General features: G+C 48.0%; 11 protein-coding genes. 3 read left to right on the top strand and 8 right to left on the bottom strand.

Features of this window, described 5'->3' with window-relative positions; translation table 11 throughout:
* The 7 genes from K3T83_RS09570 to K3T83_RS09540 all read right to left on the bottom strand — a co-directional run bounded on the left by K3T83_RS09570 (position 1) and on the right by K3T83_RS09540 (position 8,894).
* Positions 1–1,608 carry an alkaline phosphatase family protein gene (locus K3T83_RS09570; protein WP_220202742.1) on the bottom strand — a complete coding sequence of 536 codons (1,608 nt, stop codon included), beginning with the start codon at positions 1,606–1,608 and terminating at the stop codon, positions 1–3.
* Positions 1,609–1,659: 51 nt separating this feature from the next.
* Positions 1,660–2,886 carry a hypothetical protein gene (locus K3T83_RS09565; RefSeq protein ID WP_220202741.1) on the bottom strand — a complete coding sequence of 409 codons (1,227 nt, stop codon included), beginning with the start codon at positions 2,884–2,886 and terminating at the stop codon, positions 1,660–1,662.
* A gap of 15 nt (positions 2,887–2,901) precedes the next feature.
* Positions 2,902–4,068, bottom strand: a complete 1,167-nt coding sequence (locus K3T83_RS09560; RefSeq protein WP_220202740.1) for a glycosyltransferase family 9 protein — start codon at positions 4,066–4,068, stop codon at positions 2,902–2,904.
* A 37-nt stretch (positions 4,069–4,105) separates the two neighbouring features.
* A complete protein-coding gene (locus tag K3T83_RS09555; protein WP_220202739.1) occupies positions 4,106–5,320 on the bottom strand; it encodes a cellulase family glycosylhydrolase in 1,215 nt (404 codons plus the stop codon).
* Between the two features lie 33 nt (positions 5,321–5,353).
* Positions 5,354–6,937 (bottom strand): alkaline phosphatase family protein, encoded by a 1,584-nt coding sequence (locus tag K3T83_RS09550; protein WP_220202738.1) that lies wholly within the window; start codon positions 6,935–6,937, stop codon positions 5,354–5,356.
* Positions 6,938–7,987 (bottom strand): glycosyltransferase family 2 protein, encoded by a 1,050-nt coding sequence (locus K3T83_RS09545; RefSeq protein WP_220202737.1) that lies wholly within the window; start codon positions 7,985–7,987, stop codon positions 6,938–6,940.
* A gap of 136 nt (positions 7,988–8,123) precedes the next feature.
* Positions 8,124–8,894: a hypothetical protein gene (locus K3T83_RS09540; protein WP_220202736.1), complete on the bottom strand. Its 771-nt coding sequence runs from the start codon at positions 8,892–8,894 to the stop codon at positions 8,124–8,126.
* 436 nt (positions 8,895–9,330) lie between these two features.
* Between K3T83_RS09540 and K3T83_RS09535 the strand changes: the two genes are divergently transcribed.
* The 3 genes from K3T83_RS09535 to K3T83_RS09525 are packed head-to-tail and all read left to right on the top strand — an operon-like array spanning position 9,331 to position 13,286.
* Positions 9,331–10,542, top strand: a complete 1,212-nt coding sequence (locus K3T83_RS09535; protein WP_220202735.1) for a glycosyltransferase family 4 protein — start codon at positions 9,331–9,333, stop codon at positions 10,540–10,542.
* Positions 10,543–10,555: 13 nt separating this feature from the next.
* Complete coding sequence (locus tag K3T83_RS09530; protein ID WP_220202734.1) at positions 10,556–11,740, top strand: glycosyltransferase family 4 protein; 1,185 nt, start codon at positions 10,556–10,558, stop codon at positions 11,738–11,740.
* A gap of 46 nt (positions 11,741–11,786) precedes the next feature.
* Positions 11,787–13,286: a hypothetical protein gene (locus K3T83_RS09525; protein WP_220202733.1), complete on the top strand. Its 1,500-nt coding sequence runs from the start codon at positions 11,787–11,789 to the stop codon at positions 13,284–13,286.
* Here the strand turns inward: K3T83_RS09525 and K3T83_RS09520 are convergent.
* A complete protein-coding gene (locus tag K3T83_RS09520; RefSeq protein ID WP_220202732.1) occupies positions 13,281–14,453 on the bottom strand; it encodes a glycosyltransferase family 4 protein in 1,173 nt (390 codons plus the stop codon). The genes K3T83_RS09525 and K3T83_RS09520 overlap by 6 nt on opposite strands.
* Positions 14,454–14,573 lie beyond the last annotated feature (120 nt).

Genomic DNA, 14,573 nt, shown 5'->3' with positions numbered 1-14,573 from the left:
CTACGCTTCCAGCAGTTTTTTTAATTTCGTCAATGTCACGCTATTATTTTCGCTATGGATAGAATCGCTTTCTTGCAGTTTTTTCTGATCTATAAAAAGTTCTTCCAGAATACGTCCATCGCAGGGAGTGGGAAGCGGCAGGTTCATGCTCTGTAATATGGTCGGCACAAGATCATAAACCTCGGCTGGAGGAGCCTTGAAACCCTGTTTAAATGCTCCTCCATAGGCATAAAGCACACCATCTTTTTGATGAACGCCGCTACGTCTTCCTGGATCATGTGTCATCGTGGCGTCGTCCCAGAAGCGAGGATTACCCAGACCTCGACGAAAGGTAATCCCTTCCTGGGGCAGCAAGAGGAGATGAGGTTCTCCAGGGGCATAGGGACCGATGCCGAACACTTCGGTTGTATATGCAGCTTCGAGTAGCATTTTCCCTGTTGCTGGATCGGTCTCATGTAAGAGTGCGGTACGTAAAGCTACAATCTCTTCTACCGCCATTGCCGGACTGAGAAAGATATCAGCGTAACCAGAACCGAAGCCAGATGAAGAGGGCACGAAAGCGAGCGTTTTTTCCCAGGCAATATTGGATATTTTCAGGATATGTGGATCATATGCTTCTATATTATCCTGTTGTTCAGATTTGAGAGCATTACGTGTTCTCCAGGCGCGCTTTGCCAGGCCCAACAGCCCTATTTGTTTCAGTGTATGCTTGAGAACATTTTTGCGGCGATCACGCTCTCGTCTTGCTTGAGAATGATTGGTGAGCGCCACGAGACCTTTACTATAGAGATATTCGTTGATCTCGAAAGAGCGGCTTGCGCCCTGGAAACCATGATCGGAGACGACGAAAAGACTGTCATCTGGGCCGAGTCGATCCATGATGCGACCGAGTTCATCATCCAACAGCTGGTAATATTCGCAGGTTCTAGGATCTAATGCGATGATTTCATCCCACAGGCGGTGCTGGATACGATCCGCACCAACAAAGCCCAGGAAGCAGAAATCCCAGGGCTTTTCCTGCAACATATACTCGATCAGTTCGATACGCCGTTCGGTCATACGCAAAGTGGCATCCAGTACGCGCCACTTTCTCTTTCCCGCCACTATAGTTTTATCCTCCAGAGGCAGGTCAATTTCGTAATTGGGGACAGTTCGTAACAAATCTGCCTGGAAGGAATGTGGATAGGTGAATTGAGTGTTGATGCCAGGTGTCATATAGCCACTGACCATGAAGCCATTTACAGGTTCGGGAGGATAGGTCATAGGGATGTTGACGATTAAAACCTGTTTGCCAAACTCGCTCAGAATATTCCAGATAGCTTTTCCTCCCTTGCGTCGTGTTAATAGTTTGGGAGGACGAGGAGGGGCCGCCCCTTGCTGTTCTCCAAAATCCCAGAAATCGTAGACACCATGATTGGCCGGTTTTAGCCCGGTGGATAGCGAGATCCACGCGGGCGGCGTAATGGGAGGGTACTTCGATTCGAGGATTGCCTCACAACCCTGTTGTTGCAGCAGGCGAAAATGTGGGAGCTTCTCCTGTTGCATAAGGGGATGCAGCACACGGAATGTTAAGCCATCTACGCCAAAGACGACAACGCGAGCAGACATAAAACACCTCAGCAATGTAACTACGTGTATTTCATAGATAGAGATTGTGATTTAGATATATCCCAGATCTCGCAAGCGACTAAGGATTAGCTCTTCCTCTTCTCCTGAAAGTTCCTGGGACCGCGTTGTTGTATGCAGTGGATGGGTATAGAGATATCGCGGATCGAAGCACTCCTGTTGAGGATCACTATCCATAAGTGCGTGCTTTACTTGTAATGCATGCAATAAGGTTGGTGCTATAGCGGTAAGGGGCATAGACGCTGTAAAAGTTACTCCTCTCTTGAATGCCGGGGTAGAAGCGATCAGGAAACCGTTGATGCTATCAGGATGCGCACCATTGATCGCTGCGGTGCCTGTTGGTGGAGTTGTAAAGATTGTTTCATCAAAGTCCAGGTAGATGCTGCGAGGGGAAGGAATATAGCCGGGATGGAATGTGACGACCAGATCGGGAGCGCAGAACAGGTAATCACTGCTGTAGAAATCTTCTTTGCGTGAGACGTTGGCAATAACGGGCTGATCTGTTTGGGGGTCACGCAATTTTCGTGGCAGAACTTCAACCAGAATATTACACACCTCATCATATTCCTGCTGGCGTTTGATAATACCCTTTGCATCGCGGCCAAGTAGATTGACGTAGAGTTGACCGTGCCCCATGTAGTATGCCAGTGAATTTGACCAATCAATGCTATTGCCCGGTCCGTTACGATCAATGATACCTGTACTGGCAAGAAAATTATTGAGGTTGACAAACTGTTTCACCAGGATTGGTTGGGCGTCTGAGAAAATCGCAAACAATCCATGTTCTCCAACAACTGTTCTGGCGATGCGAATGGCCTGTGCAAGATCAGTTGTCATATTGCCAATGAGAGGCTCGGTGTATGCGCATTTGACGATGAGACAGGAGAACGCTGAAGCAGTTTTAGCCCAGGCACATATGCTTGATTCCAGATTGGCAGGAGCTATCTCGTTATAGTTCACGTTCCAGCCAGCAGAACTCAGGAGTGTTATCAATGTTTCAGGAGGCCTATCGCGCCCACCTGGCTTTTCCTCAACGCTATATTCATGTGGCATGAGCGTATCGAAAAAGCCGAAGCACTCGGGACGCCGACCTGTCATCACCTGATAATAATGAGACTGGTTACCTGTAATGGGAGTTGAAGCGAGTTCAGCTGTGAAGCCTTGCCGCATCAGGGTTTCCACCTCCATAATAGGATGGATAGAGGAGAGACCTATGCCACTTAACCAGAATAAAACCGCTTTGTTTTCTGTTTCAACCATTGTTTTTTCCTTCTCTCAATGAATAAGAAATTTATATGTAGCAAGCAGCATCTTCCGTGCCGTTGCCGCGACGGGAGCGACCTGGAGTTGTGTCAGACAATCTCGAGTTGCACATCCTTCGGGCGTGCCTATATTCTTGTCTCGAAAGTAGCAGGGCATGCAGGGAAGATCTAAACGCACAACGGCCGTTTTGCCTGGAATGCCTCCTGTATATGGTCCCCAGGCGTTATGGTTCGTCAGTCCGAAGATCGCCACAGTTGGCGTATCAACAGCAGTTGCTACATGCATTAACCCGGAGTCGTTGCCGATAAAAAGGTCGCATTGCGCGATGATTGCAGCCGTTATCCTGATACTTTCTTGCCCGGAAAGACTTCTCACGGCCATAGCAAAGTTCATGAGACGTATGACTTCTTCTCGCAGAGGCGCTTCGTCGGGACCGCCAAGCAGTAACAACTGACCGCCAAACTCGCGGTAAAGCGTGTCTGCCAGTTGCGCGAAGCGTTCTGGTGGCCAGCGTCGCGCAGTGCTGAGGATACTACAGCCGGGATGCATTGCGATAATTGGCCCTGGTATGGCATCGGGCTTTTGTAGACCATGTACGATTGTGTATGCTCGCCGACGTTCTTCATCCGTGAGCGATATCTGTAAACGTTTATCCCGCGTTGTTGCGCTGACAGCAGCAGCCACCGCCAGATAATGCTCTGCTTCGTGCCTGGCTCCAAAACCATTGTCCTGCACCTTCACATTGAGGAACCAGCCGTAACCATTATCCAGGCCGATGCGCCAGTGAGCGCCAATGACCAGCAACAATATTTGGAAGATCAGGCGGCGATGGAGCGGTAGCAGGTGGTGAAAAAGAAGGACGGCATCATAACGTTCAGCCCGCAATCTTTTTAACAGCTTGTTGAGAAGGATCAGGCGTTGCATGGGCGTAAATGCGCGATCAAGTTTTATATCTTTGGGGCGAGGGTTAATAACGATAAGGTCGTTGAGGTCATTCCCGCCCTGGAATATTTGTGCTGGAATATGGCGGGTGAGGAGATCAATCCTGGCATTAGGATAGGTCTCTCGCAGTGCTCGAATTGCAGGCATAATGAGAAGTCCGTCGCCGATACCAGCCAGTTTAATCACAAGAATATGGGCATTTGCTGGCAGCGTAATAGGTGCCGTTGTATTTGCCATATATCCACCTCCCTGGAACCACGTTACCAATAATCATTTATGCTTGTAAGATGTCAGCGTATGCCTGTTGTACCAACCTGCCATTATCATTGACCGTTAATGCATTCGAGTTGCGGTTTACCAGCACATTTCCCGCCTCAAAGTAGACCAGACCAATACCCTGTGTTTTAGCATAAGAGGTGATGAGTTGATGATATTCGGGTGCATCGTAACATCCTCCCCATTCGTTAATAATAAATGCATGGCCATGATTGTGAGCGAATTGTACCAGCGTATCGAGGTTTGAATTTTGGGGTGTCCAACCTGATTTTCCCGGTGAGTGGCAGCTCTGGCCTGTTGCCGGAGATGTGCCGTTAAAATTTGGATAGATGTGTGTATCAATAACGAGATTTGGCTGCGTATAGTCATGATACTCCCCGCTCACAATTTCACGATATCCCCGTTGGTAGACGATAATCAACGATGCGGGGTTCTGACGACGAACGGTGTTGATGAGTGTATTCATATCCTGATAAAAGATTGGTAAATTTTTTAGGGTTGGCTCATTCCAGACATCGTAGAGAATAGCCGGATCGTTGGCGTACAGCTTCGCTAGATCGCTGAGGGCAGGAATATCGTAGCCTATGTAGTCTTCAAGTCCTTGGGCCGTCTCAGCATTGGGATTGGCTTTGTAGTCTCGCATTCCCTGGTCTTGATTAGGGCAAATTTTGATATTGTTGCCGTCGCAGGGAGGCTCCGCAAAATGTGGTCCTTTATCGAGCATGACGTAGTTGCCGACCTGTTTTTGCCAGCCAACATATTTTTGTAGCCAGGTACGATAATGCATCCCAGCACTCGGAACATACACATCATCATCCCACCAGCGCGAGTTGAAATTGACGCGTGCAATATTCATGGGAAAGTTTTGTTTATACCACTGAATTTTACTCAACGTTGCCTTGCCGCCAGCATCCTTTATGAAGAGTCCGCCCATATTAAATCCGACCAGTGGAACGTGGCAGTTTTTCTCGTCAACAATTTGCCCGTCTGCTGAGACGTGGAGCCAGGAGAAGGTATATGTTCCGTCGCTATTCTGTTTCACTCCACAGCCTTTTCCTGGCGTACTCTGTCCTCCCTGAGTTGCTGTTCCCCTGTCGTTATGAAAAGGGAGAGTTGTAGCTAGCATGAGTAGATAGTAGGTTGTAGTGCCTGCCGCGCCAACAAGTACTATGAGCACGATTCCTAGCAGGACGGTGAGCCTCCTGTTATTCACGTATTTCCTCCGCCGCGTTCCTGACGCACTCTTTTAATTTTCTGCGACGCCTACTTCTGTTTTTCCCAACTCAGCCATGTAGGAAGTCAAACTTTTCAGCTTTTGCATGACGATGCTATCTTGAGCTGTTGTGGAGTGCGAGACAAGTTGTTCAAAGGCATCTGCCATCACTTTTCCCTCCAGATCGTCTGGGAGAGAGACTCTCAGATGTGCAAGAATAGTTGGTACAACATCATACACATGTGTTGGTGCAATGCTGGCACCATGTTTGACTCCAGCTCCATAGAGGTAAAGGACGCCCTCTGGATGATGGACCCCGGAAGAGACCCCACGCCCGTTCACTCCCCGTGTTTCCCATAATGATCTTCTCCCTAACTCTGTTGGTAATGTTGTATTTTCGCCTGTTTGCACTATTAGATGCCGCTCTTGGGGAGCGAATGAACCACGACCATAGGCGTCTTCGCGATGCGCTTCTGTGACGAGGAGTTGCCCATTGTCGGGATCGCTCAGTGAGCAGAGATCATCATGTAGTTGCTGGATTTCTTCTTCTGAGACAGTTGCGTCAAAAAAGATATCAGCATAGCCAGCAAGCGCCCCCGATGATGATGGAATCCATGCGCGAGTCCTTGTCCAATCAAGATCGGGGAGTCGTGCTGGATGGTGCTCTTTTTCCATCTCCATAATCCCTTTGCGGCGCAGTTGTCGGAAGACGCGGCGAGCAAGTTTCTGTAATTTCAATGCGCGGATAACGGCCCTGATGGAGCCAATCATTTCGGCACGCTGACGGGCGCTTTCATCTTTCATGCGTAGCCAGCCGTGCCGATAGAGATATTCCTGAATGTAAAATTTGCGACGTGCTCCTTGAAATCCGTGATCCGAGACCACCATGAGGAGGTCATCGGGTGCCAGAGCAGCCAGCGCCATACCCAATGACTCATCAAGCAATTGATAATATTCGGCTTCTTGTGTGTTGAACGTCATCAATTCATCCCAGCGCATATGCTGAATACGATCCGCACCCATATGCGCGAGAAAGAAGAAATCCCAATCTTCTTTGAGCAGTAAGCGCTGCATTGCAATGCGCTGCTTCGTCATATGAATTACTTCTGACGTAAGGTCACCTGTTTGTCCACACGACACGGCTGGATGTAGATCGATCTGATATTCAGGCACAGCCTCTAATAACACTTCCTGGAAGCTGGCTGGGTAAGTAACATGAGCGCTCATGTTAGGTGCCATATAGCCGCTGAGCATAATGCCATTGACTGGCTCCGGTGGATAGGTCATTGGGACGTTGGCAACAATGACGCGTTTTCCCCAATCGCTCAAGATGTTCCAGATGGCTTTACCGCCCCGGCGGTGAGTCATGATCTTTGCATGTGGACCCTGCTCGCTCTGTTCATATTCCCAGAAATCATATACTCCATGCCTGGCTGGAGAGAGACCTGTGGAGATTGATGTCCAGGCGGGAGGCGTAACAGGCGGAGTTGTTGATTTGAGGATTCCCTCGACGCCCTCGCTCTGTAAGCGCTGAAAATTGGGTAGGAGTCCGTGCTCCATTAATGGATGGAGCACGCGGAACGTCAGGCCATCAACGCCAAATAGAAATACTCTCATCTAGATCCCTCTCTTTGTTGCGTATTTTGTTAGCAACCCGTTTGAATGTTCGCCTCTTAGTGAGTGGGGCGCTGTGATAGTGAATTTGTTGGCTGCGCTGAATGCTGGTGGACGAACTGGTATTCGGGGTGCTGCTGCTGCTCTGCGCTTCTTACTGAGCATCCAGACTATACCTGCTCCCATACCGGCAACTCGTCCCGCTAACTGAGCTGTAATACCTAAGATGAATAATCCAGAGAGGAAGAGCGCCCGCTGGATGGATTTGCAGATCTCAGCGCTGAGACCAAGACATGTGCGCGGGTGTAATCCGAAATGTTTGATGGCAAAGTACGTGCTGTTACGGCCATTAGAATATTGAACGGTGGGAAAGTCGCCAAAGAAAGGCTTTGCTCGTGCTGAGACATGCAGGACGGCAATGGATGGATCATAGATCACGCGCCAGCCAGCTTTTTTCACACGGATGCAAAGATCTGTTTCCTCGCGCAAATTGGTCAGTGTGTAGTTTGCGTCAAATCCTCCGACCTGTTCCAATGCTTGACGGCGAAACGACATGTTACAACCAATGAGATGATCGACCTCTATTTTGTTCGTACTCGGTAAATCGACATCTTTCGCTATCACTACACCTGATGGATGGACGCGTAATTGCGGATTGCCTTTTTGTTGATTGCAATACGGTTCTGGTCGGCGGATAACACGTCCGCCAGCCGCTCCAACGCGTGGATCATGATATGCTGCAAGCAGTGCTGGCAACCATTCAGGTTGTATCATCGAGTCGTCGTCAAGAAAAGCGATAATATTTCCGTTTGAGATCATGATGCCTTTATTGCGTGCCTGGGGCATATTATTGTGCTGTCCTGAGAGTCGTACATACAAAATTGTTGAGAACTGTGCTACGACTGGCTGGCTTTCGTTGTTTGTTGAGCTATCCACGACAATAATTTCTTTGTATGGATAAGGAAGGGCGGTTACACGCTGGAGGCAGTGGCGCAACAGAAAAGGGCGGTTGCATGTAATAATGATAATACTGATCACTGGCTCTTCTACCACGTTCACAACTCCTCAAGATTTTAAATGGTTTGATGTAAATCAACGCTACTATTTAGTATAAGGACGTTTTGTGCATGATTTGTAAAGATATGGTCAAGATCTGGTTGATGAACTGCCTGTTGATATTGAGAAATCTTTATAGGACTACCATTGAGAATGTCGCATTTGCTTGCTCACCGCTGCCGGTTGTAATTGTGACAATGAGCGGATATGTGCCTGGATTGGTGCTGCCCTCAACACGCCATGTCCAGCGGATTGTTCCGTGAGCATCTGTTGTGCCTTTGAACGTTTTTGGGTGAGTGGGATAGCTCATCGTCATGATGCAGTCAGTTGAGGGTGCTGTGACTATAGCCAGTGTTGCGACGGCTTTAGATGTCACATTGAGAATGCTTTTTGTTGTATCCAGGCGAAGTGGAGGCAAGTTTACCGTGACACTGATGCTGCGCTTTGTTTGAGTCCCGTTTATTGGCGTTGCTGTCACCTGCAACGGCCATATGCCCGTTAGAGCTTTGCTCTCTACCTGCCATTGCCAGTTGGCAAGACCGTGAGCATCGGCTGTTACTGGTCTGATACCGAAAGCTTTGCTTGGTGTGTTCATGCCATAACTGACGATAAAGTTGCAGATAGCATATGGGCTGGTGATGATAGTCAAACTCATCTTGCCATTGGCATATGAGGAGACATGTGACTGGTCAGCAACTATTTCTATCGGTTGTACTGCTTTACTTTGCGCTGTTACTACTGTACCAGGTGTTGCGGAACCACTTATCATGCCATTACGAGTGAGTGGCTGATCTGGAGATGGTTGATTGTTGCAGGCTGTCAGTATACTGGCAAATACCATCAGTAGAGATGGCAACAGAATAGAAAAGAAGCTGTGTTGATACGACTTGATATCAGGAAACATAGCACTTACCACCTCCATCGTCTATCTGAGGGCGCAGAACACTCTCTTTATGTGTCTCCAGGAAACATAAACGATAAAGATATATGTACGCAAGAGAATGAGGTGAATTAGTACTTTCTTCACGTTAAAATGAGTTGTGATTGAAATAATCTCCTCTCATTTTTAGCGTTATCTAATCAAAAAATTTATATTTGATATGATCAATAATATTTATGGAAGAGAATAATTTATTCAAAATATTGCTTGATTGCCAATTCATCCTGGTTATTATTTTACAACTCTCAATGCATAATAATTACCATTTTGTTACTACATCTCCATGCTTGCACATCATCGCGCTGATTATACTGTAGAAACGGCGTTGGGGCGATTTGCTGATCGATATTTTTAGGAAAATTGATTGCAATAAGGCTATAACAAGTGGAAGTGAGATGTTATGCACACTGATAACCAGAGCAAGAGGATTGCTTTCCTGACCTCGCTTGATCCTCTGGATAAGCGTTCCTGGTCGGGCATCTTTTATCAAATGGCTCGCTCGTTGCAAAAGCATTGCGGTGAAGTCGTCTATGTTGGGCCTGCTACCGTTGTAGGAGGAGGGCTGAAAGGGAGGATGATTGGATGGACGAAAGGGTTTTTGAAGAAGGTTGCTCGGCGCTATTTTGTCTATGATCATCATATCCGCATGGCGAAAAATCTTGCTAGTGCTGCGAATCGGCGTTTGCTCAAGACGCGATTTGATGTGATTGTCGCACCTGCAAGTCTAGCACAGGTGGCTTTTTTGGAGACAGATATTCCGGTGATAATTGTTGAGGATGCGACCTTTGCTTTGTTGCTAGATTATTATCCGCAGTACAGCGATATGCTTTCGCACTCTATTGAGCAGATGCAAGCTGTAACAGTAAGGGGAATGAGGAAGGCCAGTGCTCTAGTTTATTCTTCGGCATGGGCAGCGCAGTCAGCAATCAATGAGTATCATATAAATTCCCGGAAAGTGTATGTAGTGCCGATGGGAGCCAATTTTGATGATCCTCCTGATGAGGAGATTATTGAGCGGAAAAAGCGTTCGGGGATCTGTAAATTGCTTTTTGTTGGTGTTGACTGGCAGCGCAAAGGCGGTGAGATCGCTTTTGAAACGCTACTCGCGCTTGCTCAGATCGGCGTTCCGGCAGAACTGACTGTTTGTGGTTGCACGCCCCCGAAAAACCGATCTCATCCAGCTATGAAAATTATCCCATATCTCGATAAAAACGAACCTTTGCACTACGAAAAGTTGGCACAGCTCTATCAGGAGGCAAATTTTCTCTTGTTGCCCACGCGAAACGAGTGTTTTGGTATCGTGTTTTGCGAGGCGAACGCCTTTGGTTTGCCTGTGATCACTGCCTGTACTGGAGGCGTGCCAGAGATAGTCAGAAATGGTAAAAATGGTTTTGTCTTGCCTCTGGATGCTCGCGGCGATGCTTACGCGCTGTTGATTGCATCCCTGTATCGTGATGAAGCACTGTATGCTCAACTGGTGTTGTCCAGCCGTGCAGCCTACGATGAACGCTTAAACTGGGATAATTGGGGGATAGCGATGAACGATATTATTACAAATGTACTGTGTCGTCGTGTTGTCCGGCATGAGGTAAGCCGTCAGGTTGTAGGTTGAGAAGAGGTCGCTGATGAAATTACTTCAGGTTGTATGGAATTTTCCTGAAACGGTGAAGCAGCCTTTTGATATGTATTACTTCTACTGGCCTTTGCATGAAGCAATGTTGCGGGGTTGGGAGGTGGTCGTTCTCACGTTCCAGATCGATGAGCAGCAGTGCCGTGAAGAAGTGATCGATGGCATTCGCGTGCAACGCTGTCCTGCTGGTGTTCGTAGGGGGAAGCCGTTTTCCTGGCCGTTTCTTGTTGCCTTGCTCACGGCCGATGCTGATATCATCATCTGTCATGGCTATGGTGAGGGACGAAGCGAACTGGCTGTTCTTCTGGGCCGCTTACGTGGTCGTAGTGTTGTGTTTGTGCCACATTTTCATCTCTATCCATATAGAAGAGTCTGGCGCGAATGGTATGACAAAACAATTGGGAGGCTTTTCTTCAATTGCAGCAGTCGGGTTGTTGTGTTTACTGAATATACTCATCAGCAGTTGTTGCAACTGGGGGTGAAGCCGGAGAAGCTGTGCGTCGTTCCTCATGTGGCCCGCCCTGATATTTTTGCCTGTGCCCCCGCCCGGCAGTCAGGGAGCTTGCTTCGGAGGGCAGGAATAACAGGAGATCCGCTGCTGCTGGGTGTGGGGCAACTGCTTGAGCGGAAAGGCTGGGAGTATACTGTTCGCTGTCTTCCCGCTATTGTGGCTCGTTTTCCCAATGCGCAATTACTGATAGCTGGACCCTCTCAGCCTGCGGAACCCGATTTTCACCGCTTCCTCCTGCGGCTGGCAAAAGACCTCAAGGTTGCCGACCACCTGCATATTATGCAGGATAATACACCTGAATTTATTCTCGACGCCTATCTCTCTGCTACCATCCTAACCCATCCATCCTTTGTTGAAAGCTTTGGACTGGTGTTGCTAGAGGCGATGACCGCTGGTTTGCCAGTGATAGCTCACAATGGGACTGGTATTCCCTGTATTGTTGAAGATGGCGTCACTGGATATGTACTAAATGTTCGTGATGTGCTGCAATATACTGTACTGCTGCTCACTCTACTTGAAGACCCCCTGCTGAGACAGCGTATGGGTGAGGCAGGGAAGAGGAGGGCAGAGACGTATTTTAGTCAGGCCAGGAGCGCGGAAACATTATTTAAGATCTTCGCTGAATTGACGCCAGCTCGTTCGTCAGCTAGCAACTCTATTGAAGTATAACGAGAGAAACAGGATCTATCTGATGAGTTGAGGGAGAAGAAGGTATATGGAACTGAGGGCATATGCTGAGGGATATGTGCGATTGCTGTGGTTATTGTTATTGGTTATCCCTGTCTCTCTGGAGGCTGGTTGGCTCTATGTGCAGGGCGAGACCGCAACCTATACAGCTTCGACTTCTATTCTTCTCAATGCCTCAATGCTTGTTGATACCGCTGTTCCTTCTACTATCGTCAAGCTCAGTGTGCCAACATCTTATGCTGCTCAGGTGGCGACGCCTCCCGTTCTCATAGCGATCAATAAGCGCTATCCTCGCCTCTCGATTGCCAGACTAAAGACGGCAATCAATGTTACTGCCGATTCTTCTAACCATATTTTGTTGATCCGTGTGACCGACAGCAAACCTGAAGCTGCGGCAGATATCGCTAATTACCTTGCCTTGCAGTTCGTCGAAAAACAAAGTGCCGGTTTGCAGCACGAACTGACGTACTATCAGCAGTGGCTACAACAGGAGATTACTCGCCTGACCAGCGAGATTAATGCTTTGAACGAGCAGATACAGGCCTTGCAGCCGCCAAAAACAAAGCCATCAGATCATCCTGTGCTACCCACGCAGCAGAGAATTATCCTCAACAACGATCAATACAGAGTGAATAATGATATTCGTAGCCTGTATCTGTATAATCAAGCATTAAGCGATATTCAGAGCGTGCAACCGCTGTTTCAAAAGGCATATATTATTCAACACGAGGCGAAGGCGTCTGATATCCCTGTCGTTCCTCCTCCATCAGTGAGCAGTGTTCTAGCTGTAGCGGTTACTCTTGGAGTATTGCTGCACATTGCTGTAGTAATTTTTATGGAGTACTTTTCGCCTTTTATACGGCATAAGGGAGAAATAGAACGCTTGAGCGGACTTTCAGCCTTGAATGGTGCATTGAATATCTTTGGCTTTGAATATAAGCGCTTACTGGCCGGGCATCCATTGCTTTGTTGTTGGCGGTTGGATGCTTTCCGTTTCCTATGTGAATCTTTGAGTATACAGGCACTGAAGAAGGGCAACCATACGATATTGCTGACAAGTTTGCGTCAAAAACGTAATTGTGCTGTTCTGTTTGCCACATTTTTTGTGCATTCTGGTTATCGCACACTGATTATTGAGGCCAGTCAGGAGCGCCCTTCTTTGAGTCAACATCTGCAAATCCTGGGACCGGGTAATCTTAAAACCGATGCAGGGATGTTGCTGTCATGTATTGGGCGAACCAGCTCTCCATCGCTATTTGTGCTGCCAGCCAATGCAACGCTAACGCAAAACGAGCCGTTGACAGCCGTTAGCTTGCGTGCTCTTTTACCAGAGCTACAGAAGCTTTTTCAGATAATTATTATTGATGGGCCTGTGTTCGATCGAGCGGATACGCGTTTGTTGGCGGCAGAAGTTCATCAGACGATCTTGTTGCTGCAAAAGCGCCGCGATCGTGTAAAAGTGCTTAAAGAGACTGCTATACGGTGCCAGGATATAGGGTTACGGGTGCAATGTTTACTTGTGTCATGAGAGCTTGGGTGAGTTAGTTTGTTTCTGCTCGCACACTTGCAGATAGAGATCTCTGGCCATGCTTGCCGTCGCTTCCCACGAAAAGCGTGCAGCTTGCTGGTGTCCATCCTGTATGAGACGCAGGCGCAGGGCATCATTGTCAAGGAGTGTGTAGATCGCCCGTGCAATGTCAGCGGGATTCAGTGGATCAACCAGAAGTCCGGCGTTGCCAGCGACCTCCGGTAGCGAGGAGGTATTGGAGGTAATCACTGGACAACCAGCGCTCATGGCTTCAAGTACGGGCAGCCCGAAACCTTCGTATAGCGAGGGAAAGACAAGGCAGGTTGCCATCTGGTAGAGCGCGATCAGTTCTGCATCTGCCACATGGCCCGGAAAGTATACGTGATATTTCAACTCTGCCATATGGCTCAAGATATCGTTATGGTTCCAACCTCTGCGCCCCACAATGAACAGTAGAGGGCAGGCGCTTCTCAGCTGCTTTTTTAAGAGTTGATAAGCATGTAAAAGCGTTTTGAGATTCTTACGCGGTTCAACAGTGGATACCGTGAGAAGGTAGCGTGCTGGTAACTGATAGCGCTCTCGCACCTCTTGTTTGAACATATCAGTGCAGGCGATGGCACATTCGGGACGTGCTGCTTCTGGGATAACGGCTATTTTTGAGAGGTGATGCTCTCCCAGAAAATGCTTGATTTCTGATCGTGCGTGCTCCGAAACTGTAATGATACGTGTGCAATGTTGTATTCCTCGCGTCAATAATGTGCGGAAATAGACCCTGCCGTGCAACGTGAGCGTGTGCGGATAGCGCCAGGGACCGGCATCATGCAGGGTCATAATTTCTGGCGTGTCTGCGCATTGGAAATAGGGTGGAGGAAATGAAGGGTAGTGTATTGCGTCTAGCTTGAGACGCGGAATTATAGCAGGAAACCAGCATTGCTTGATGAACAGCTCGCTTGTGGTTGGACAGATGATAGCCTCAAATGTATCCTGCAAAGGGAGAAAATCTGGATGTATTTCTTTCGCAAAAAAGAGGACGTATTGTATGGATGGGGCGCTTTTCTCAAGGAGAAGCAAATGCTTTGCTAACTCTGTAGCATAGCGAAAAATGCCTGTAGAACGTCGCCAGATTGTCGTTAGATCATATCCGACACGTATCAATGCTGTGCCCATGAAACAGCTCCTTACATAAAGAATGAGAAATTATGAGTATCATTTTCTTTCTTTTATCGTAACGTAAAAGTCAATAAAGGTCCATATTAGAAGTGTCAGGTTGAGGAAATGAAAGAATGA

It is taken from the genome of Reticulibacter mediterranei (assembly GCF_016587455.1).
Note: the sequence above shows the minus strand (reverse complement) of the source record. Positions and strands in the feature narration are given on the sequence as shown.

Excerpts from the sequence above, each read along its gene's own strand:
- K3T83_RS09570 (WP_220202742.1), bottom strand. The coding sequence starts at position 1,608 with ATGTCTGCTCGCGTTGTCGTCTTTGGCGTAGATGGCTTAACATTCCGT.
- K3T83_RS09565 (WP_220202741.1), bottom strand. The coding sequence starts at position 2,886 with ATGGTTGAAACAGAAAACAAAGCGGTTTTATTCTGGTTAAGTGGCATA.
- K3T83_RS09560 (WP_220202740.1), bottom strand. The coding sequence starts at position 4,068 with ATGGCAAATACAACGGCACCTATTACGCTGCCAGCAAATGCCCATATT.
- K3T83_RS09550 (WP_220202738.1), bottom strand. The coding sequence starts at position 6,937 with ATGAGAGTATTTCTATTTGGCGTTGATGGCCTGACGTTCCGCGTGCTC.
- K3T83_RS09540 (WP_220202736.1), bottom strand. The coding sequence starts at position 8,894 with ATGTTTCCTGATATCAAGTCGTATCAACACAGCTTCTTTTCTATTCTG.
- K3T83_RS09535 (WP_220202735.1), top strand. The coding sequence starts at position 9,331 with ATGCACACTGATAACCAGAGCAAGAGGATTGCTTTCCTGACCTCGCTT.
- K3T83_RS09530 (WP_220202734.1), top strand. The coding sequence starts at position 10,556 with ATGAAATTACTTCAGGTTGTATGGAATTTTCCTGAAACGGTGAAGCAG.
- K3T83_RS09525 (WP_220202733.1), top strand. The coding sequence starts at position 11,787 with ATGGAACTGAGGGCATATGCTGAGGGATATGTGCGATTGCTGTGGTTA.
- K3T83_RS09520 (WP_220202732.1), bottom strand. The coding sequence starts at position 14,453 with ATGGGCACAGCATTGATACGTGTCGGATATGATCTAACGACAATCTGG.